Source organism: Bradyrhizobium sp. USDA 3397 (assembly GCF_054060965.1).
Genome location: NZ_JBSSDS010000001.1, coordinates 7,515,366 through 7,535,323 on the forward strand (window position 1 = coordinate 7,515,366; position 19,958 = coordinate 7,535,323).

Sequence of the window (19,958 nt, forward strand, 5' to 3'; positions counted from 1 at the left end):
CACCACTGCCTACGCCGCCGCGTTCGGGAACCGGTAATCCCTAAACTGGTCGCGCAGCGCCGTCTTCAGGATCTTGCCGGTGGCGGTGTGCGGAATGCCGTCGACGAAAGCGACGTCGTCGGGCATCCACCATTTGGCGATCTTGCCCTCCATGAACTTCAGGATGTCCTCGCGCGTGGCCTGCTGGCCCTGCTTGAGCTGCACGATCAGCAGCGGCCGCTCGTCCCATTTCGGGTGGAAAACGCCGATCACGGCGGCTTCCGCCACGGCGGGGTGGCCGACCGCGAGGTTTTCGAGGTCGATCGAGGAGATCCACTCGCCGCCGGACTTGATCACGTCCTTGGAGCGGTCGGTGATCCGCATATAGCCGTCCTCGTCGATGGTCGAGACGTCGCCGGTGTCGAAGAAGCCGTCCTCGTCGAGGATGTTGCTGTCGACGCGGTAATAGGCCTTGGCGACGGCGGGACCGGAGACCTTGAGGCGGCCGAAGGTCTTGCCGTCCCAGGGCAGTTCCTTGCCGGCATCGTCGGTGATCTTCATCTGCACGGCGAACGGCGCATAACCCTGCATCTGCAGCACGTCGAGCCTGGCATCGCCGGTCGCATTCTGGAACGGCGGCTTCAGCGCCGCGACGGTGCCGATCGGGCTCATCTCGGTCATGCCCCAGGCATGGCGGACGTTCGAGCCCATGTCGAGGAAGGCCTTGATCATCGAGCGCGGCATTGCCGAGCCGCCGCAGATCACCATCTTCAGATCCGGCAGTTTGAGATTGTTGGCGGTCATGTGCTGGAGCAGCATCAGCCACACCGTCGGCACGCCGGCGGTGTGCGTCACCTTCTCGGTCGAGAGCAGTTCGTAGACCGAGGCGCCGTCGAGCTTGGCGCCCGGCATCACCAGCTTGGTGCCCTGCGAGGGCGCGGAGAAGGCGATGCCCCAGCTGTTGGCATGGAACAGCGGAACGACCGGCAGCATTGTCTCGGACGCACTGGTGCCGAGCGCGTCGACGTTGTTGGCCATCAGCGCGTGCAGCACGTTGGAGCGATGCGAATACAGCACACCCTTGGGATCGCCGGTCGTGCCGGAGGTGTAGCACATCGCCGCCGCCGTGTTCTCGTCAAAGTCCTTCCATTTGAATTTGCCGTCGGCCTGCGCAATCCAGTCCTCGTAGGCGACCGCGTTCTTCAGCGTGGTCTCCGGCATGTGAGCCTTGTCGGTGAGCACGATGTAGCGCTCCACGCTGGGCAGCTTGTCCGCGATCTTCTCCAGGATCGGAATGAAGGTGAGATCGGTCATTACGACGCGATCCTGCGCATGATTGATGATCCAGGCGATCTGTTCGGGGAAAAGGCGCGGATTGACGGTATGGCAGATGGCGCCGATCCCCATGATGCCGTACCAGACCTCCAGATGGCGCCAGGTGTTCCAGGCGATCGTTGCGACACGATCGCCGAGCTTGATGCCGTCGCGCTCCAGCATCTGCGAGACCTTGAGCGCGCGCTTGTGGATCTCGGCGTAGTTGGTGCGATGGATCGGTCCCTCGACCGAGCGTGTGACCACCTCCTGCTTGCCATGAATCCTGGCGGCGTGTTCGATGATCCGGTGGCAGAGCAGGGGCCAATCTTGCATCAAACCAAGCATTCCGACGTTCCTCCGAGAAGTCGCTGGGCGCGTTATCGCTCTCAGCGTTGGGCCAAAGAATTGCCATGAGTTTTAGCCTGCCGGACTTTCGTCGCAAATGGTCTTGTCGCGGCTATATGTCCGCCGGGGCGGCAATGGTTACCGCTGCGGCGGGGCTGTTGCTGCTCGCCGAAAGGGCAGAGGCGCGGAAATATCCTGCGCCGCTCGATATCTTCAACCTTGGAGCACCGAAGCCCCGCGCAACCGTTCGCGCCGCCAGGATTCCGCTGCCGAAGCCGCGTCCCGAGGAGGCCCCCAAAGCGTCGGATGAGGGGGCGGCGCAGGCAGACGGCAAGCCGTCCCCCGACAAGCCGTCTCCCGACAAGCCAAGCGCGGACAAGCCCGCCGAGGCCGCGCCGCCGCCCGAGAAGCAGGCCTCGGCCTGCCGGCTGGCGCTGACCGAGGAGATCGCGATCGCGCCGTCCATTCCGGATATCCGCGGTCCGGGTGCCTGCGGCGGCGAGGATCTGGTGCGGCTGGAGGCCATCGTGCTGCCGGACAAGCGCAAGGTGACGGTCAAGCCGGCGGCCATCCTCCGCTGCACCATGGCGTCCGCGCTCGCCGATTGGGTGCGCAAGGACATGGCGCCGCTGGCGACCAGCCTCGGCTCCGCCGTCAGCGAGCTCGACAATTTCGACAGCTTCGAGTGCCGCGGCCGCAACCGCGTGGCCGGCGCGATGCTGTCCGAGCACGGCAAGGCCAATGCCATCGACATCCGCGCCGTCAAGCTTGCCAATGGGCAGTCGATCGGCCTGACCGACCGCACCACCTCGCGCGAGGTGCGCGAGCGCGTGCTGCACTCGGTCTGCACTCGCTTTTCCACCGTGCTCGGCCCGGGTTCGGACTGGTACCACGAGGACCACATCCATCTCGATCTCGTGCAACGGCGCAACGATTACCGGATTTGCCAGTGGAACGTCTGGGATCCGCTGCCTCAGGTCGCACCGCTGCTGCCGGCGGAACGTCCCGAGGAGGCACCGCCGCGCGAGGTCGCGGCCAAGCCCGAGGCAAAGGAGGGCGCCGACGACGGTGGGGCGGAGACGCCTCCTGCGCCTGCCAACAAGCCGGCGGCGGATGGCAACAAAGCCAGATCACACCAGCCGGCAACAAAAAAGCGCCGGTGAAACCGGCGCCTTTGAAAAGCCTCGGGCATGGCCTGCTTAGTAGGGTGAGCTGGAACCGCCCTGGAGCGCGAGGCGCGGCTTGTAGGGCGAATCGCCGTGCTTGGGCTCGAGCACCACGACGAGGGTGCCGAGCTTGACGCGATCATAGAGATCGATCGCGTCCTCGTTGGTCAGGCGGATGCAGCCTGACGAGATCGAGGCGCCGATATATTCCGGCTGGTTGGTGCCGTGGATGCGGAACAGCGTGTCCTTGCCCCCAGAATGAAGGTACAGGGCGCGGGAGCCCATCGGATTGTCCGGTCCGGGTGCGACATAGGTCGGCACGCCCAAGCGCGAGATTTCGCCGGGGGTGGGGTGCCAGGCCGGCCACTCGGTCTTGCTGGCCACCTTGGCGATGCCCGACCAGGCCATAGCTTCTTCGCCGACGGTGATGCCGTAGCGGATCGCTTTGCCGCCCTCCAGCACGTAATAGAGGTAATGGTTGTCGGAATCGACCACGATCGAGCCCGGCGCTTCCTTGCGGTGGAATTCGACAATGGCGCGGCGGAACGGTTCTGCGACCGCGGTATTCTCGTATTTCACCTTGGCAAGGAGCTCTTTATCCTTAGGCTTGAACGCCTTGGTGTCCGTCGCCTCGTAGCGCGTGGTGGCCTGCATGCAGCCCGACAGCAGCAGGCCAGCGGCCAAAATCCCAAAAATAATTCTCAGCGACGACATGGTTTGGTTCCAATCAAAACAATACCGTGCGGAAGGGACCTGAGCGTAGCGCTCAAGTTCCTCGACTCCGTTAAGCCCATTATGGTTGAAATCTGCCACAATTCCAGCGCTGAAGCCGTTTTCCAGGGCTGTAAGACCGCAGCTGTGGCTTTTCTGCCGCAAATTTGGGGATGTCGTGCGGGTTTTTTTGGTAAGACGCGCCAGACTGTTCCTCCGGCGCCACAGTTAAGCCTTGGGGCCGCCGCGGATCTAAACGCTCCGTTAATGTTCTTGTCATCGTGAACCTGTCAGAATCGCGCTAAGGGCTGTCGTTCTGTCGCAGGATCTCTGGAGCTTTTGATGTTTTCGGTGTTCGTTCCCTCCGAGACCTCCCTCAAGAAGGCGGTTGTCGAGGATCTCACAGCGCTGCCGGAGAACGCAGTCTGGATCGACCTCGTCAACCCCTCGGCTGCCGAGGACAAGGCGGTCGAGCGGCTGGCGGGCATCGCCATCCCGACCCGGGAAGACATGCAGGAGATCGAGATCTCCAGTCGCCTCTATATGGAGAACGGCGCGCGCTACATGACCGCGACGCTGATGTGCCACTCCGATACCGACATGCCCCGGACCACGGCGGTGACCTTCATCCTCGGCGACCACCGCCTGGTGACGGTCCGCTACGACCTGCCCAAGCCCTTTGCGCTGGTCGAGGCCAAGCTCGCCCGCTCCTGCACGCCCTCGATCACCGGCGAGATGGTGCTGATGGAGCTCCTGGACGCCGTGATCGACCGCTGCGCCGACATTCTGGAGCGCTGCGGCGCCGAGATCGACCAGGTCTCCCACGAGATCTTCGAGCCGGAGAGCGAGCGCCACGGCCACGCCAAGCGATATTCCCAGATCCTGATCTCGATCGGCCGCAAGGGCGATTTGACCTCGAAGGTTCGCGAGAGCCTGGTGTCGATCGGCCGCGTCGTGACGTTCCTGTCCGCCGTGGTCGAGGGCGTGAAGTGGTCGAAGGACATGCGCGAGCAGCTCAAGACCATGCAGCGCGACGTCGCCTCGCTGACCGATCACGCCTCCTATCTCTCCAGCAAGATCACCTTCGTGCTCGACGCCATGCTCGGCGTCGTCAATCTCGAGCAGAACAACATCATCAAGCTGTTTTCGGTCATGGCCGTTGTCCTGATGCCGCCGACTCTGATCGCCTCGATCTACGGCATGAACTTCAAGGTGATGCCGGAACTCGAATGGGTGCACGGCTATCCGATGGCGCTGGTGATGATGCTGATCGCCGCCATCGTCCCGTACTGGATCTTCAAGTGGAAGAAGTGGCTGTAGGATCGTGCGCGAGCAAAGATACCTACCGAGACCTTACGCCGCTCGCATAGACACGATGAATCGTGTCGCAGAATCGATCGGGATTGCGGCGACGCGGTGACGCGTGTGTCATGCCGCAATTCCTCCGGTAAAATTTGAGCGGTGGGCTGAACGTTTGCGCGAAACTTGTCTGCGATAAGCAGGGCGTAGCCGCGAGGAACAGCCATGGTTGAGAAACACATAACGTCGCCCCGCAACGTCATCGATCTGGCGAACTACCGTCAGGCGATGACGAGCGGCAAGGCGCCGTCGATGTCGGCACGCATGTGCCGGCACTGTGGTGCTCCGCTGCTCGATGGTGAGAACGACGACGACTGCTCGACTGCATTCAGCACGGCCGCTCCGCGGCCGCGCAAGCGGTCACGTCGGATTCGACTCGATTGAGGAACGGAAGGTAAGGGCGATCCAGGCCTTGCGGCGGCGTTGTCTGGATCGCCTTGCTTCCCTGAGCGGCCATTTCCACTTCCGTCATTGCGAGGAGCGAAGCGACGAAGCAATCCGGACTGTCTCTGCGGAGGCAGTCTGGATTGCTTCGCTTTCGCTCGCAATGACAGTGCCCGTCTACACGTGCTGGCCGCCGTTGATGTGGATCTCGGCGCCGTTGACGTAGGAGCTGGTGTCCGTGCACAGCACGTAGATGATCTTTGCCACTTCGTCGGGCGTGCCGAGGCGGTGCATCGGGATCTGCTGCTCCACGATTTTGTCGGTGCCCGGCGACAGGATCGAGGTGTCGATCTCGCCCGGCGCGATCGCGTTGACGCGCACGCCGACGCGGCCGAAGTCCGAGGCCATTTCGCGTGTCAGCGAAGCCAATGCGGCCTTCGAGGTGGCATAGGCGGCGCCGGCGAAGGGGTGCACGCGCGAGCCCGCGATCGAGGTGACGTTCACCACCGAGCCCTTTGCCGCCTTCAATTCCTCGATCAGCCCGCGCGCCATCATGATCGGCGCGAAGAAGTTGACGTGGAAGACGTGCGTCCAGGTCTCGAGGTCGGTGTCGACCGAGCCGAGCCGGGAGCCGCCCGGGCCCTTTGGCGAGATCGCGGCGTTGTTGACCAGGGCATGCAGCATGCCGCCCTCGAGCCGGTTGCGGATCTCCGAGATCGCGCGCGCGGTGTCCTGGGGATCGCCGAGGTCGACCTGGATGTGGTCCTCCGGCCCGGCGTCCCAGGGGCAGTCCTCGGGGAAAGGGTGCCGCGAGCAGGTGATGACGCGCCAGCCGGCCGAGGAGAAACGGATCACGGTGGCGTGGCCGATGCCGCGGCTGGCTCCGGTCAGGAGCAGCGTACGGCGCGGCGCATTGGACGAATGCGGCATGGACATCTTTCAGGTCGGCCCAAAGCTTACGGATACATTCGCGTCTTGGACCACGGTTGGCCCGCGGCGTCACGGCGAAATTCGATGCGGTCGTGCAGGCGGAACGGGCGGTCGTGCCAGAACTCGATCCGCAACGGCGTGATGCGCCAGCCACTCCAGCCCGGCGGCCGCGGCACTTCGCCGATGACGTATTTGGCCGCGACCTTGGCGATGGCCTGCTCGAACGCGAAGCGGCTCTCCAGCTCTTGCGATTGCTTGCTCGCCCAGGCGCCGATCTGGGCCTGCTTCGGTCGGGTCGCGAAATAAGCGTCGGCCTCGGCGTCGGTCACCGGCGTCACGTTGCCGCGGATGCGGACCTGACGGCGCAGCGACTTCCAGTGAAAAAGTAACGCTGCCTTAGGATTTGCGGCGAGTTCGCGGCCCTTCTGGCTGGCGATATGGCTGTAGAAGACGAAACCCTCGGTATCGAAGCCCTTCATCAGCACCATGCGCACATCAGGCAGCCCGTCGGGATCGACCGTTGCGAGCGCCATGGCGTTCGGATCGTTCGGCTCGCTCTTGACCGCTTCGTTCAGCCAGGCCTCGAACAACGCAAATGGCTCGTCGGCGGCGGTGAAATCACCGGATGTTAAGGGTGTCTGGTGTTTCATCGAGGTCGTGTCGGTCATGTCCGGAGTCCGAGTTGCGTCCCGCGGCCCAAAACGCGTTGTTGTCCGCTACCGCCCTATATAGGGCATGGGGACGCGTTGGCCTATCGGCGATCCGGCCGTCCGGCTTCGTCATGACGATGATTCTGATCGGGCTTGGTGCCGGCGGCTGCAGCTTTTCCCGCAACGACGGCAGCGCCTATGCCAAGGCCGAGGACAGCGACCTCACCGGCTCGATCGCGCGGCCGGCGAAGGACGCTCCCCCGACCGAGACCGATCTCGCCTTCACCCGCAATGCCGCCTCCGACGTCCTCAGCAAGGGCGACAAGGATTCCAGCCAGCATTGGGAGAATCCGGAGACCGGGGCGCGCGGCTCGGTGACGCCCATCGCCCAGTCCTACGCCGCCGAGGACGGGCGCAAATGCCGCGACTTCCTGGCGAGCTACGTCAACGGCAATACCGAAAGCTGGCTCCAGGGCGCCGGCTGCCAAAGCGGCCGTGGCCGTTGGGAGATTCATACGCTAAAGCCGTGGCGGAGCTGAGCATGATCCGGAAACGTGGGAACCGGTTTTCCGATCAGACCATGCTCCAAAGATAGAGCTTCAGCTCGCGTTCCTAGTTGCAAAAATGCCACTCTCTTCCCACATCACCCGCAGGTGGGGCGGGGAGCCCTTTGAACAATTCGATTTCTTGAAGGAGACGTGACGAATGCGCGACCCCTATGAGGTCTTGGGGGTGCCGCGGAGCGCCAGCGCTGCCGCGATCAAGAGCGCCTATCGCAAGCTGGCCAAGAAGCACCATCCTGACAGCAACAAGGGTGATCCGAAGGCTGCCGAACGCTTCGCCGAGATCAACTCGGCCAACGAGATCCTCGGCGACGAGGACAAGCGCAAGCAGTTTGACCGCGGCGAGATCGACGCCGAGGGCAAGCCGCGCTTCCAGGGTTTTCCGGGCGGCGGCGGTCCTCGCGGCCGCGCGGGCCCTGGCGGATTCGAAAGCTATACGTTCCGAAGCGGCGGTGCGGGCGGCCCGGGCGGCGGCGCGTTCGAGGACATCCTCAACAGCATGTTCGGCGGCGGGATGCGCGGCGCGCGGCCCGGAGCCGGCGCCCAGTTCGAGTTCGACACTGGCGGCATCGGGCTCGATCTCGACGTCAACGTCGCCATGAGCGTCTCGCTGGAAGAGGCGGTCAAGGGCGGCGAGAAGCGTGTCCGGCTGCCGACGGGCAAGGAGCTCAACGTCAAGATTCCGGCCGGGGTCACCGAGGGCCAGCAGATCAGGCTGCGGGGGCAGGGAGAAAGTGCGCAGGGCCATCCGCCCGGCGATCTCCTGATCACCATCAACATTGCACCGCACCCGTTCTTCAAGGTCGAAGGCGCAGACCTCAGGATCGACCTGCCGGTCACGCTCTACGAGGCGGTGCTCGGCGGCAAGGTCCGCGTGCCGACCCTCGGCAATGCCGTGGAGCTCTCGGTCCCCAAGAACACCTCCAGCGGTCGGACCTTCCGCCTCAAGGGCAAGGGCCTTCCGAAAGCCGGCGGAATCGGGGATCTCTTCGTCATCATCAGGATTATGCTACCGGACGGGAACGACGCCGAGCTTGAAGCATTGATGGAGAAGTGGCGGGACCAACACCCCTACAATCCACGTAGCGGTGTCGGTTAGGGCGAGAGCGAACTGAAGGGGTTCTCCTAAAGGACCACGGCATCGTCCTGGAGATGATGCCCATCATACGCCTGAGGCGTGGTAGCGCTTCATGGTTTCGACGTGTCGGCTGTCCGGCGGGGCAGCCGATAAAAAGGTGCGGCCTCGAGAGGGGGACCAGCGCGGTACCAAAAACCCCAATCGAGGCCGCCCGCGTCGATCGGCGGATCGAACGCCACTCATAATCGCGTGAACACCCGGTGCGATAATGAGACGCGTCGATGTCCTGATTCCAAATTTTCGATGACGGAATCTAGGCACAGCGCTTGTGCGGTTGTCTAGGTGCCATTTTTCTCTGCTTGGTCGTAGACGGCCTGCGCCACCTTGGTCAGCCGCTCGCGATCGCTGCTGCCGCTGACGACGTAGCCGACGCCGCGCTCGGACCAGAACAACGCGCCGTCCTTGTCCGTCTTGGCGTAGCGCATTTGCGTCGCACCATTCTCGGTCTTGGCGCTGTAGATCGTGTACCGCTCGCCCGAAGCGCCCTCGTACATCAGGAACGACGCCGGGCCGTTCGGTCCCGGCAGAAGCCGGCCGCCGACCAGCTTCAGCCCGCTCGCCTCCAGGTTCGGCGCGAACACGGTCCAGCCGCAGCGCCGGGTCAGCCAGGCCTGCAAGTGATCGCGCTCGTTGCCGCCGACCTCAACGGGGTGGCGGACCTCGACGACATAGAGGCGGTGGGCATCGAGTGCGTCCGCCGTAAAGCTCCGGAAGGTCGAGGGTGCGTTGGCGGCGCCATGCGCCACCCAGCCGGCGGTGCCGCCGGCGACGAAGGCGACCAGCACGGCCGCGGCGGCGCCATAAAACCATTGCCGCGGGCGGCGCTCCAGCCTCTCGAGCTCGAGCCGTGCGGGCACCCGTTCATGGGCAATCGAATCGTAACGCGCGTGCAGCATCTCGGCCATGGTCCGCCAGGACTGCACCCGCTCGGCGTCCTCGGGGTGGGCGGCAAGAAAGGCCTCGACGTCGGCGCGTCGCTCGGCCGGCAGCTCGCCGTCGACATAGGCGTGCAGTTCGTCCTCGGTCACTGGGATGTTGCGGTCGTTCATATCGGTCGTCTCTGGCTCTGCGGCCCAAAATGTCTTCTGCGAGTTAGCTTCGCGCAGCTCACTATCCGGCTGCGGGCGGAGATCGTTCGATGCATCGACCCGGCCATCATTTCACCCGCCTGAGCGCCGTACGCTCGCCCTCCAGCGAGGCTTTGACGTGGGCTCTTGCGCGCGCCAGGCGCGACATCACGGTGCCGATCGGCACGCCCTGGATGTCGGCAACCTCGCGGTAGCTCATGCCTTCCAGCATCACCAGCAGCAGCACCGAACGTTGCTCCTCGACGAGGGTGGTCAGCGCCTTCTCGATGTCGCGTCCTTCGGCCTCGGTCCCGCTTGCATCGGGGTTGTTATCCGTCAGCGGCATGAATTGCGGCCGCCTTGCCAGCGAGCGCCGTCGGTTTTTGTTGAGGTTGGTCAGGATCGTATAGAGCCAGCTCCTGACGTCGCCTCCGAGAAACAGCCGCTCCGAACGCAGCGCGCGTACCAACGTATCCTGGACCAGATCGTCGGCCGCATCGGCATCGCGTGTGAGCGCGCGGGCGTAGCGGCGCAACGCCGGGATCATGGCTTCCACACTCTGGCGAAACGCACTCATTGCGGTCCTGACATCCCTGGCGTTAGGCGCGCGCCTATAGCGATCATAACACCCAAGCGGAACGGCTATTCCGGCACTCGAAACAGCGTTAATGCGGATTAGGGCTGTACCGCGGGGGAGGGCTGGTGTACCTCCAGACCTCAACGAGAGTTCGACGGGACGTGCAAAAAATGGCGCAGAATTCGGGTCTGATGCAAGGAAAGCGCGGGGTCATCCTCGGCGTCGCCAACAACCGCTCGATCGCCTGGGGCATCGCCAAGGCATGCCACGCCGCGGGCGCCGAGCTCGCCTTCACCTATCAGGGCGATGCGCTGAAGAAGCGCGTCGAGCCGCTCGCCGCCGAGATCGGCGGCCTCGTGCTCGGCCATTGCGACGTCACCGATGCCGCGACCATCGATGCCGTCTTCGCTGTGCTGAAGGAGAAATGGGGCAAGATCGACTTCCTGGTGCATGCGATCGCCTATGGCGAGCAGCTCGACGGCCGCTACGTCGACACCACGCAGGAGAATTTTTCGAAGTCGATGCTGATCTCCTGCTATTCGTTCACGGCGGTGGCGCAGCGCGCCGAGAAGCTGATGACGGATGGCGGCTCGCTGATCACGCTCTCCTATTACGGCGCCGAGAAGTGGATGCCGCACTACAACGTCATGGGCGTGGCCAAGGCGGCGCTGGAAGCCAGCGTGCGCTATCTCGCTGCCGATCTCGGCGAGAAGAACATTCGCGTCAACGCGATCTCGGCAGGTCCCATCAAGACGCTGGCGGCGTCCGGCATCGGCGACTTCCGCTATATCCTGAAGTGGAACGAGACCAACGCGCCGATGCGGCGCAACGTCTCCACCGAAGACGTCGGCGGCAGCGCGCTGTATTTCCTCTCCGACCTCTCGCGCGGCGTCACCGGCGAGGTGCACCACGTCGATTCCGGCTATCACGTGCTCGGCATGAAGCGGCCGGATGCGCCTGATATCTCGCTTGGCGGGAAGGACTAGCCTCTAACTGAAATGCCCAAGCCTACGATCTACTATCTTCGCCACGGCGAGACCGAGTGGAATGCGCTCGGCAGGCTTCAGGGCACCAGGGACATTCCGCTGAACGCGCGCGGCCTCAGCCAGGCCGTGCAGGCTGGCGGCATTCTCGCCGACCTGTTCAAGCGCGACGGGCACGACAAGGCCGCGCTGGCTTACGTGTCGAGCCCGCTCGGCCGTGCGCGCCAGACCATGGAGCTCGCGCGCGGCAAGCTCGAATTGCCGCCTGCCGATTACGCGCTCGATGATCGTCTGCGCGAGATCGGCTACGGCACCTGGGAGGGGCTGACGCTAGCCGAGAGCGAGGCGAGGGATCCGGACATCTATGCCAGGCGTCTCGCCGACAAATGGACCGTCGGGCCTGCGGGTGGGGAGACCTACGCCGACGTGCAGGTCCGCGTGCGCGCCTGGTACGACCAACTCCTGACCGACACCGTCGCGGTGGCCCATGGCGGGACCTGCCGGGCCCTGATGGTGTCCCTGGGGCTGGAGACACCGGCAAGCGCCGCCGATCTCTATATCGAGCAGGGCGCCGTCTACGTGTTCCGCGACGGGCGGTTGGAGAAGTGTAGTTAGGGGCCGCCCCATCCCTACCGTCATGCCCGGGCTTGTCCCGGGCATCCACGGACTTTTTCGGTTTTGGTGTGCGCAAGAACGTGGATGGCCGGGACAAGCCCGGCCATGACGCTGTGGCAGGCATTTGACCGCCCCTTCAGATCGCGTTAGGTCACGGTGACATTCATCATAAACGTTGCAAGTCAACGTTACGCGGCAGTTCGGGATGTCCTTCAATACCTTCGGCCACATGTTCCGCGTCACCACCTTCGGCGAGAGCCATGGGGTGGCGATCGGCTGCGTGGTCGACGGCTGCCCGCCGATGATCCCGCTCACCGAGGCCGACATCCAGCGGGATCTCGACCGCCGCCGTCCCGGCCAGTCGCGCTTCACCACCCAGCGCCAGGAGCCGGACCAGGTGAAGATCCTGTCTGGCGTGATGGCCCATCCCGAGACTGGCGTTCAGGTGACGACGGGCACGCCGATCGGCCTTCTGATCGAGAACACCGACCAGCGCTCGAAGGACTATTCCGAGATCAAGGACAAGTTTCGTCCCGGTCACGCCGACTTCACCTATGAGGCGAAATACGGCCTGCGCGACTATCGCGGCGGCGGGCGCTCCTCGGCGCGCGAGACCGCGATGCGCGTTGCGGCCGGCGCCATCGCCCGGAAAGTGCTGCCCGACGTCAAGGTGCGGGGCGCCCTGGTGCAGATCGGCCCGCACAAGATCGACCGCGACAAGTGGGACTGGGACGAGGTCGCCAACAATCCGTTCTTCTGCCCGGACAAGGACAAGGCCGCGTTCTTCGAGACCTATCTCGACGGCATCCGCAAGAGCGGCTCCTCGATCGGTGCCGTGATCGAGGTCGTCGCCGAAGGCGTGCCGGCAGGTCTTGGTGCGCCGATCTACGCCAAGCTCGATTCCGATCTGGCGGGCGCGATGATGACCATCAACGCCGTGAAGGGCGTCGAGATCGGCGCCGGTTTTGGTGCGGCAGAACTGACTGGTGAGGAGAACGCCGACGAGATGCGTTCCGGCAATGACGGCACGCGCTTCCTCTCCAACCACGCCGGCGGCGTGCTGGGCGGCATCTCCACCGGACAGCCCGTGGTGGTGCGTTTCGCGGTGAAGCCGACCTCGTCGATCCTGCAGCCGCGTCTCACCGTCGATCGGCAAGGTACCGAGACCGAGATATTCACCAAGGGCCGCCACGACCCCTGCGTCGGCATCCGCGCCGTCCCCGTCGGCGAGGCCATGATGGCCTGCGTGCTGGCCGATCACTTCCTGCGCGATCGCGGGCAGGTGGGACGCTGAACTTGCGGTACTAGTCCACCGCGCAGCTTGACGGCTCCACAACTTCGTCCGCAAATGCGGCCATGAACAGCTCCGAGCTTCAGCGCATCTCCAACTGGCTGATTGACGGCACTTGGGCGGCTCAGGAGCCGGCCGTAGGGATTGCCGATTTCTGCGAACGTCTGGTCGCGGCCGGCCTGCCGCTGTGGCGGTTCGGCATCTTCATCCGTACGCTGCATCCCGAAGTTTTCGGCCGCAACTTCATCTGGCAGCAGGGCCAGGGAGTCGAAGTCGGCAGCGTCGATTTCGAGATCCTGGACACGCCCGAATTCGCCCGCAGCCCGCTGCGCGTCGTGTTCGAGCAGGGGATCGAGGTCAGGGGCCGCGCAAGCGATCCCGACAGCAAGCGATTTCCGTTCCTTGAGGACATGCGCGCCGAAGGCGCGACCGACTATGTCGCGGTGCCGGTGCCTTTTCTCGACGGCTCCATTCACGCGACGAGCTGGATTACGAAGCAGTCCGGCGGCTTCAGCGACGACGACATCGCGACGATTCGCTCCCTCGTGACGCCGCTCGCGCGCATCAGCGAGATCATCAGCCAGCGGCGCACCGCCGAGATGCTGCTCGACACCTATGTCGGCAACCGCGCCGGCGCGCGCGTTCTCGGCGGCCAGATCCGCCGCGGCCACCACGACACCATGCAGGCCGCGATCTGGTTGTCGGACCTGCGCGGCTTCACCGCGCTGTCGGACCGGCTGCCGCCCGAGACGGTTGTCCAGATCCTCAATCATTATTTCGACTGCCAGGTCACGGCGATCCGAAACCATGGCGGCGAGGTGCTGAAGTTCATGGGCGACGGCCTGCTCGCCGTGTTCCCGATCGACGAATATGTCGGCGATGCCGCCCATGTCTGCGCGCACGTGCTGGAGGCGGCGCGCGAATCCCGCGCCAGCGTCGAGGCGCTCGCCTTTCCGGTCGGCGACGTCGTCGAGCGCTTCCGCTTTGGCGTCGCGCTGCATGTCGGCAACATCCTTTACGGCAATATCGGCGGCGGCAACCGCCTCGACTTCACCTGCATCGGCCCGGCGGTCAATCTCGCCGCAAGGCTGGAGAAGATCACGGGGCGCCTGGGGCGGACCGTCGTCGCCTCGGAAGGTTTTGCCAATGTCTGCCGCCATGATTGGCACCAGCTCGGCGAGTTTCCGATCGCGGGATTCTCCAAGGCGCAGCGTGTGTACGGGCTGGCGGAGGAGACGTCGGTGGTGATGGCGTGAAAGTCGATCCGTGCTCTCGCATGTGAGACCATGGGCATCCTTGGCGCTCTCCCTGTGCCTGACTGGCTGCGGGTTCGTTCAAGACGAAGCGGTTGATGGGCCTTATCGTCTCGTCGCCCTCGACGTCGATGAAGATATGATGCTTTGCCGATCCATCGGCACCGATGCAGATTGTGTAGGCGATGGTCTGCCGGGGCCTACGGTGTTTCAGGCCGGCGCGAATGCCCGGTACATCGTGTTCGCTCGCCACCCGCGCAAGCGGGGAGAGCAACCGAACCGTTCGGTCACGGAGTTCTACTATATCGCACGAGAGGCGAATGAGCGGGACGTTTTGGTGCAGGTATCCGTGAGTGGCCCTTTCAATGAAGCTGAATGGCAGGAGGAGAAGCGAAGGCTGCAGCTTCCGGAGTTCAGCAAGGTCTTTGCCAAATTGAAGTAGCACGCGGCCAGATCATCTTGGCGCGCCTTGACCGCACTTCTAGGCTGTATGCCTCACTCCTCCGGCTCTGTCGTGAACAGCAGCGGATAGCCCTTGGCACGGCCGGCGTCGGTGGCGCGCGTTGCCTTGGTTTCGGCGACGTCCTTGGTGAATACGGCCACCACGCAGGCGCCCAGCTTGTGCGCGGTGATCATCACCTTATAGGCCTGATCCTCGGTCATGCGGAATTCGGCTTTCAGCACCATGGTGACGAATTCACGCGGCGTGTAGTCGTCGTTGATCAGGATGACCTTGTGGAGCTTCGGCCGCTCGACCTTGGTCCTGGTCCTGGTTTTCGGTTTGGTGACGGTATCGTTCATCGTGTCCCGAAACGCTCTGGCTCGGATGAGCCACCAGCCAACGCATCATACCGCAGGAGCGGGCAGCGCTCCAAGATACGCGGCCGCTCGCCACTATGCCGTCGCGGCTGGGCAGGAATGCACGACTTGCGCCTGCTCGAGTTACGGAAGCGCGCGAACGAGCTGCAATGCGGCGATCAGAGCGCCCACCGACAGCACGACCGACGCAATCATGTAGGCGGCGGATGCCCATGTCTGGCCGCGCTCGATCAGAAACCAGGCATCCAGCGAGAACGTCGAGAACGTGGTGTACCCGCCACAAACTCCGACCGTCAGAAAGATCCGCGCCGCCTGCGGCAGGTTCCATTTGGTCGCGAACAGCGCGGTGAAAATCCCGATCAGGAACGATCCGGTGACGTTGACGATCAGCGTGCCCCAGGGAAAATCCGTACCGAACGCGCGGCCCGACCCGATCGCAACGAGATAGCGTATGACCGCGCCGAGCGCTCCGCCGCCGGCGACGGCGAGAATGTATTGAATGTTCAATGTCTCGGTCCCCACTTCGCCATTTGCTTCACTTGCCCTCCGTGGCCAGACCCTTGCCGACGGCGAGCAGCCCCACCAGCGAAATCAGCGCGAATCCAAGTCCGGCAAGAAACGTTCCCGCCGGTCCATAGGCGTCCCACAGCGCACCCGCGATCACGCTCGCAGCCAGCAGGGCAAGCCCGGTGAACAGGTTGAAATAGCCGAAGGCGGTGCCGCGCAGGCTTGGCGGGGCGGCATCGGCGACCATGGCCGAGAGCAGGCCCTGCGTCAGTCCCATATGGAGTCCCCACAGCACGACTCCGAGTGCGAGGCCCGCAAGGCTCGGGAGCAGCGCCAGCGCGAGGTCGGCCGCGGCGAGGAAGACCAGGCCGAGCGCGAGCAGGCCGGTCCGGTTGATCCGGTCCGACAGCACGCCGGCCGGATAGGCCGACAGTGCATAGGCGACGTTCATCAGCACCAGTACAGCCGGCACCCACATCACCTCGAGCCCGATGTTCTGTGCGCGCAAGATTAGGAAAGCCTCGCTGAAGCGCGCGAGCGTGAACACGACGCCCACGGCGACGACGCGCCAATAGACCGCTCCGAGCTGGCGCATTGCGGCGAGATTGAGCGGATTTTCGGCACGTTTCCGGCTCGGATCGGGATCCGGCTCCTTCACCGCGAACGCGATCAGCCCGAAGGACAGGAAGGCCGGCAGCACCGCCACCCAGAACACGAGGGCAAAATTGTCTGCCGTCCACCACATCAGGCCGATTGCCACGAGCGGCCCGACGAAGGCGCCGATCGTGTCGAGCGATTGCCGCAGGCCAAAACTCGCGCCGCGCAGGCCGACGGGGGCGATATCGGCGATCAGCGCATCGCGCGGCGCGCCGCGAATGCCCTTGCCGACGCGATCGATGAAGCGCGCTGCCACCAGCCATCCGACGCTGGGCGCGAGCGGGAACAGCGGCTTGGTGAAGGCGGCCAGCCCATAGCCGAGCGCGGCGAGCAGCTTGCGGCGGCCGAGCCAGTCCGACAGCGCACCGGAGAAGATCTTGGTGATCGAGGCGGTCGCCTCGGCAACGCCCTCGATGAAGCCGACGGTGAGGGTGGAGGCGCCGAGCACGGTGACGAGATAGACCGGCAGCAGCGCGTGGATCATCTCGGAGGAGATGTCCATGAACATCGAGACAAAGCCGAGCACCCAGATCCCTCTGGGCAGCGTGGTACGTACGGCATTCGGTGTCGTCACGTCTTCGTCGTCCCCTCGCATTCGCCTGCCGGCCGCCAGCAGGCAACAAAAAACCCGCCATCGGCGGGTACATCCATGCTCCCGCCAAAGGCAGAGGCCCAAGATTGCCTCTCCTCGAGCAGGAGTCATCAGCCCATGAGGTCATCGACCGCCGGGCGGTTGTCGGGGGACTCCATCCCCATCTGTGCGACCAACCTAGCATGGAAATCGTGCCGGACAAGTGGGCGGGGTCGCGTGCCTCCGCCGGCAGCTGGATTCCCGGCCCTCGCTACGCGAGTCCCGGAACGACGGCTCTTGAGATCGCCCCTGTTCCCGACGCAAGCGCGGCAACATGGCGGCAGACTTGCGTAACGTGTGAATTCCTAACTCGAATGTGAAGCACAAGCGATCTTCGGCCTTTGCGGCAAGCCGATTGCATGTCACCATCGCGTCATACGACGGGAGACTGCGATGCGTTTGCTGTTCTCGATCGGGGCTGTGCTGGTGGCCGGCATGTTCGCCGGAGGGGACGTCGCGGGCATCGCGGCACCAGGACCCAAATTCGAATCACCCAGAACTCAACCGCAGCGGCTTGCGGCCGACAAGGACGCGCAGAGCGTCGATGTCGAGCTGATCCTCGCGGTCGACGTGTCCTACTCGATGGACATGGACGAGCTCGCGATCCAGCGCGAGGGCTATGCGCAGGCGATCCAGTCGAAGGAGTTCCTGCAGGCGCTGAAGCTCGGCCCGAACGGCCGCATCGCAGTGACCTATTTCGAGTGGGCCGCCTCCAGCGACCAGAAGATCATCATTCCCTGGCGGCTGATCGATGGTCCGGAGACGGCGGACGCGGTTGCCGCCGAGATCATGAAGACGCCGATCCGGCGCGCTTCGCGCACCTCGATATCAGGCGCGATCAACTTCGCGATGCCGCTGTTCGACGAGGATCCCTATCGCGGCCTGCGCCGTGTCATCGACATTTCCGGCGACGGTCCGAACAACAATGGTGGCCCGGTCACGATGGCGCGTGACGCTGCGCTGGAGAAAGGCATCGTCATCAACGGCCTGCCGATCATGGTCAAGGAGCCGTCCTATTCGACCATGGATATCGACAATCTCGATCTTTATTACGAGGACTGCGTCATCGGAGGGCCGGGGTCCTTCGTCATCACGATCAAGGAGCGCGACAAGTTCAAGGAAGCGATCCGCACCAAGCTGCTGATGGAAATCGCCGGCCGCACGCCGGAGCGCCCGGTGATGCGCGTTGCCGACAAGGAGCCGCGCGTCAATTGCCTCATCGGCGAGAAGATCTGGTCCGACCGCTGGGGACGGTGAGGGGGCGGTTTTTTCCGGCGGCATCACGCCCGCCAGTTCCGGCTGAGACCTTTTGCCCGCCCGAACCATGCGCGCGCTTAACGGCTCGTTAACGGCTGCGTGGCCCTAATCGCATCGTTACTGTTCGTTCCCGCCGGCATCCTGACCTGCCCAAACCAGCGAAAGCGGGTTTGTCAGGCCCGTCCGAGCAATCCAATGGCCATCGTCACATCGAGCACCAGCCAGATTTCGCCCGCCAACGAGCGGCTGTATCGCCAGAGCGCTCTGCTCGGTGACTGGAAGGGCAATTGGGTGGGCAACAACCAGCCCGTCGGCTTCAAGGTCGTCAACATCCGCGGGGCCCGGGCGCAGGTCGAGTACACCAACAACGGGCGCACCGAGCGCGGGTTTGCCGAGGTTAAGGGCACGCTCATCACCTTCGGCGGCGTCACGGTCGGCACCAAGGACGGCAAGAACATGGTGATGCTGTTCTCGTTCGGGGGCGTTGGCAAGCAGACCGCCAATCTGCAAAAGCAGGACCCGCCCGCGTCCGACAACCGCCTGATGGGAAGCTGGGGCGGCTATTCCAGCGAGAACGGCAAGAGCGCGAGCTTCAAGGTGCTGTCGGTCAATGGCAAGGAGGCCGAGGTCAGCGTCACCACCGACGGCGTCACCCGCAAGGGCACCGGCTTCGTCTACAAGAACGTCATCATGTTCGGACAGACGCAGATCGCAAGCGACGACGGGCAGAACGGCAAGATCATCTACCAGGTGGGCACCAAATCCTTCATGGTGCCGGTGACGAAATATCCGCCGGCGGATTCGTCGTCGTCGGTCGATAGGACGGCATAACACTTTACGGCGCTGTTCCGCCGGGGTGAGCCAGCGCCTTCAATTCTCGGTCGACCTGCCGCAGCATTGCGCAGGCCTGCGCGAAACCGCCATCAGCGACGAGTCGCCAGATTTCGTCGGCCTGCTCCACCAGGTGCGGAATCGTCAGCGGCAGGCCGGCTGCCTCCTGTAGCGCCCCCTTCTCGTTGATCAGATAGCGCTCGTTCACTGCGAACAGCACCTGCGCAATGCAGGCGAGCGACCTGTAGAGGCATCCCGCGACATGGGTCCGCTCGTTGCGTGCCGCCGCGAGCTCGGCATTCTCGATGCTGAACAGGACCTCCCATTGGAAGCGCCGGATCAGGGCGCTGCGCAGATCCTCCGGATAGGGAAGTGCGATCGATTTGAGCCGGGCGATCACGCCGCTCGGATCGTGCAGCGGCTGACAATATGCGATCTCGCCCATCCAGATGGTCGAGCAGAAACCATGCGGATGGCCGGGTTGGTAGGCCATGAGCACCTTACCGTACCGGCAGGCCGACATGACGCGTTCGACATCATCGAGGCAACGGTACAGCAGATCGACCTTCCGCCCCTCGACCGACAGCCAGGCTCCTCCGACGATCCACGATCCCCATTCGTTATATGTTGTCACGGTCGTGGCGCCTGGATCGTCGGCGATACTCTTCACCACCGTCAGCAGTCGATCCGTGTCGAGCGGAGCGGCGTTGGAGCGGTACAGTCCGATGTCATAGTCGGAGGAGGAATGGGCAGTGCCGCGCGCGCGTGAGCCCCCGAGCACCACGGCCTGGACGCCAGGTACCGCGGCAAGAACCGGTGTGAGGCGGGCGAGTAACGGATCGTGCGGCATCTGGTGAGGTTCCCCAAAAGTCCTGCGGGCGCGAGGACGACGCGGTCACTCCGCTGGCATTGATGATGGTCGAGGAGTATA

General features: G+C 64.2%; 22 protein-coding genes and 1 riboswitch. Of the genes, 12 read left to right on the top strand and 10 right to left on the bottom strand.

Going from position 1 to position 19,958, the window contains the following annotated elements:
- Positions 1-9: 9 nt before the first annotated feature.
- A complete protein-coding gene (locus tag ACVWYQ_RS34940) occupies positions 10-1,638 on the bottom strand; it encodes a fatty-acid--CoA ligase (RefSeq protein ID WP_271542512.1) in 1,629 nt (542 codons plus the stop codon).
- Positions 1,639-1,703: 65 nt separating this feature from the next.
- Here ACVWYQ_RS34940 and ACVWYQ_RS34945 point away from each other — a divergent pair, with 65 nt between their 5' ends.
- Positions 1,704-2,801 carry an extensin family protein gene (locus ACVWYQ_RS34945; RefSeq protein WP_271542510.1) on the top strand — a complete coding sequence of 366 codons (1,098 nt, stop codon included), beginning with the start codon at positions 1,704-1,706 and terminating at the stop codon, positions 2,799-2,801.
- 36 nt (positions 2,802-2,837) lie between these two features.
- On the opposite strand, the gene ACVWYQ_RS34950 is transcribed toward ACVWYQ_RS34945, so the two are convergent.
- On the bottom strand, positions 2,838-3,518 hold the full coding sequence (locus tag ACVWYQ_RS34950) for a L,D-transpeptidase (RefSeq protein WP_157284789.1): 681 nt from the start codon (positions 3,516-3,518) through the stop codon (positions 2,838-2,840).
- A 339-nt stretch (positions 3,519-3,857) separates the two neighbouring features.
- Here ACVWYQ_RS34950 and ACVWYQ_RS34955 point away from each other — a divergent pair, with 339 nt between their 5' ends.
- Positions 3,858-4,835 carry a magnesium transporter CorA family protein gene (locus tag ACVWYQ_RS34955; protein WP_109144626.1) on the top strand — a complete coding sequence of 326 codons (978 nt, stop codon included), beginning with the start codon at positions 3,858-3,860 and terminating at the stop codon, positions 4,833-4,835.
- Positions 4,836-5,039: 204 nt separating this feature from the next.
- Positions 5,040-5,258 carry a hypothetical protein gene (locus ACVWYQ_RS34960; RefSeq protein ID WP_271542507.1) on the top strand — a complete coding sequence of 73 codons (219 nt, stop codon included), beginning with the start codon at positions 5,040-5,042 and terminating at the stop codon, positions 5,256-5,258.
- A 177-nt stretch (positions 5,259-5,435) separates the two neighbouring features.
- Here ACVWYQ_RS34960 and ACVWYQ_RS34965 read toward each other — a convergent pair whose 3' ends face one another.
- Both ACVWYQ_RS34965 and pdxH read right to left on the bottom strand, forming a co-directional pair.
- Positions 5,436-6,188: an SDR family NAD(P)-dependent oxidoreductase gene (locus tag ACVWYQ_RS34965; protein ID WP_271542505.1), complete on the bottom strand. Its 753-nt coding sequence runs from the start codon at positions 6,186-6,188 to the stop codon at positions 5,436-5,438.
- A 26-nt stretch (positions 6,189-6,214) separates the two neighbouring features.
- Positions 6,215-6,856 carry a pyridoxamine 5'-phosphate oxidase gene (pdxH, locus tag ACVWYQ_RS34970; protein ID WP_271542503.1) on the bottom strand — a complete coding sequence of 214 codons (642 nt, stop codon included), beginning with the start codon at positions 6,854-6,856 and terminating at the stop codon, positions 6,215-6,217.
- A 113-nt stretch (positions 6,857-6,969) separates the two neighbouring features.
- Between pdxH and ACVWYQ_RS34975 the strand changes: the two genes are divergently transcribed.
- Together ACVWYQ_RS34975 and ACVWYQ_RS34980 are read left to right on the top strand one after the other, a co-directional pair.
- The gene (locus ACVWYQ_RS34975; protein ID WP_036004044.1) at positions 6,970-7,377 is read left to right on the top strand and encodes an RT0821/Lpp0805 family surface protein; all 408 of its coding nucleotides are present in this window, start codon (positions 6,970-6,972) and stop codon (positions 7,375-7,377) included.
- 166 nt (positions 7,378-7,543) lie between these two features.
- Complete coding sequence (locus ACVWYQ_RS34980; protein ID WP_271542501.1) at positions 7,544-8,500, top strand: J domain-containing protein; 957 nt, start codon at positions 7,544-7,546, stop codon at positions 8,498-8,500.
- Positions 8,501-8,817: 317 nt separating this feature from the next.
- Here ACVWYQ_RS34980 and ACVWYQ_RS34985 read toward each other — a convergent pair whose 3' ends face one another.
- A complete protein-coding gene (locus ACVWYQ_RS34985; RefSeq protein ID WP_157284796.1) occupies positions 8,818-9,588 on the bottom strand; it encodes an anti-sigma factor family protein in 771 nt (256 codons plus the stop codon).
- Positions 9,589-9,694: 106 nt separating this feature from the next.
- Positions 9,695-10,183: an RNA polymerase sigma factor gene (locus ACVWYQ_RS34990; RefSeq protein WP_157284797.1), complete on the bottom strand. Its 489-nt coding sequence runs from the start codon at positions 10,181-10,183 to the stop codon at positions 9,695-9,697.
- A 170-nt stretch (positions 10,184-10,353) separates the two neighbouring features.
- On the opposite strand from ACVWYQ_RS34990, the gene fabI reads away from it, so the two are divergent.
- The 5 genes from fabI (at position 10,354) to ACVWYQ_RS35015 (ending at position 14,767) form a co-directional block, all read left to right on the top strand.
- Entirely contained in the window at positions 10,354-11,169 is an 816-nt protein-coding gene (gene fabI / locus ACVWYQ_RS34995) for an enoyl-ACP reductase FabI (protein WP_018648668.1), read from the top strand.
- Between the two features lie 12 nt (positions 11,170-11,181).
- Positions 11,182-11,781: a histidine phosphatase family protein gene (locus tag ACVWYQ_RS35000; protein WP_271542494.1), complete on the top strand. Its 600-nt coding sequence runs from the start codon at positions 11,182-11,184 to the stop codon at positions 11,779-11,781.
- 205 nt (positions 11,782-11,986) lie between these two features.
- Entirely contained in the window at positions 11,987-13,075 is a 1,089-nt protein-coding gene (aroC, locus tag ACVWYQ_RS35005; protein ID WP_271542492.1) for a chorismate synthase, read from the top strand.
- A gap of 62 nt (positions 13,076-13,137) precedes the next feature.
- Complete coding sequence (locus ACVWYQ_RS35010; protein ID WP_404543032.1) at positions 13,138-14,328, top strand: adenylate/guanylate cyclase domain-containing protein; 1,191 nt, start codon at positions 13,138-13,140, stop codon at positions 14,326-14,328.
- A gap of 40 nt (positions 14,329-14,368) precedes the next feature.
- The gene (locus tag ACVWYQ_RS35015; RefSeq protein WP_271542488.1) at positions 14,369-14,767 is read left to right on the top strand and encodes a hypothetical protein; all 399 of its coding nucleotides are present in this window, start codon (positions 14,369-14,371) and stop codon (positions 14,765-14,767) included.
- Between the two features lie 53 nt (positions 14,768-14,820).
- On the opposite strand, the gene clpS is transcribed toward ACVWYQ_RS35015, so the two are convergent.
- From clpS to ACVWYQ_RS35030, 3 genes are all read right to left on the bottom strand, one after another.
- On the bottom strand, positions 14,821-15,126 hold the full coding sequence (clpS, locus tag ACVWYQ_RS35020) for an ATP-dependent Clp protease adapter ClpS (protein ID WP_036004073.1): 306 nt from the start codon (positions 15,124-15,126) through the stop codon (positions 14,821-14,823).
- Positions 15,127-15,267: 141 nt separating this feature from the next.
- Complete coding sequence (gene crcB, locus ACVWYQ_RS35025; RefSeq protein WP_404543031.1) at positions 15,268-15,651, bottom strand: fluoride efflux transporter CrcB; 384 nt, start codon at positions 15,649-15,651, stop codon at positions 15,268-15,270.
- Between the two features lie 28 nt (positions 15,652-15,679).
- Positions 15,680-16,903 (bottom strand): MFS transporter, encoded by a 1,224-nt coding sequence (locus ACVWYQ_RS35030; RefSeq protein ID WP_404543030.1) that lies wholly within the window; start codon positions 16,901-16,903, stop codon positions 15,680-15,682.
- Between the two features lie 91 nt (positions 16,904-16,994).
- Positions 16,995-17,071, bottom strand: a riboswitch (Fluoride riboswitch).
- A 261-nt stretch (positions 17,072-17,332) separates the two neighbouring features.
- On the opposite strand from ACVWYQ_RS35030, the gene ACVWYQ_RS35035 reads away from it, so the two are divergent.
- Both ACVWYQ_RS35035 and ACVWYQ_RS35040 read left to right on the top strand, forming a co-directional pair.
- Complete coding sequence (locus ACVWYQ_RS35035) at positions 17,333-18,196, top strand: DUF1194 domain-containing protein (protein ID WP_404543029.1); 864 nt, start codon at positions 17,333-17,335, stop codon at positions 18,194-18,196.
- A gap of 195 nt (positions 18,197-18,391) precedes the next feature.
- Positions 18,392-19,027 (top strand): hypothetical protein, encoded by a 636-nt coding sequence (locus ACVWYQ_RS35040; RefSeq protein ID WP_193760406.1) that lies wholly within the window; start codon positions 18,392-18,394, stop codon positions 19,025-19,027.
- 4 nt (positions 19,028-19,031) lie between these two features.
- On the opposite strand, the gene ACVWYQ_RS35045 is transcribed toward ACVWYQ_RS35040, so the two are convergent.
- The gene (locus ACVWYQ_RS35045; protein WP_271542479.1) at positions 19,032-19,877 is read right to left on the bottom strand and encodes a nucleotidyltransferase domain-containing protein; all 846 of its coding nucleotides are present in this window, start codon (positions 19,875-19,877) and stop codon (positions 19,032-19,034) included.
- Positions 19,878-19,958: the final 81 nt, after the last annotated feature.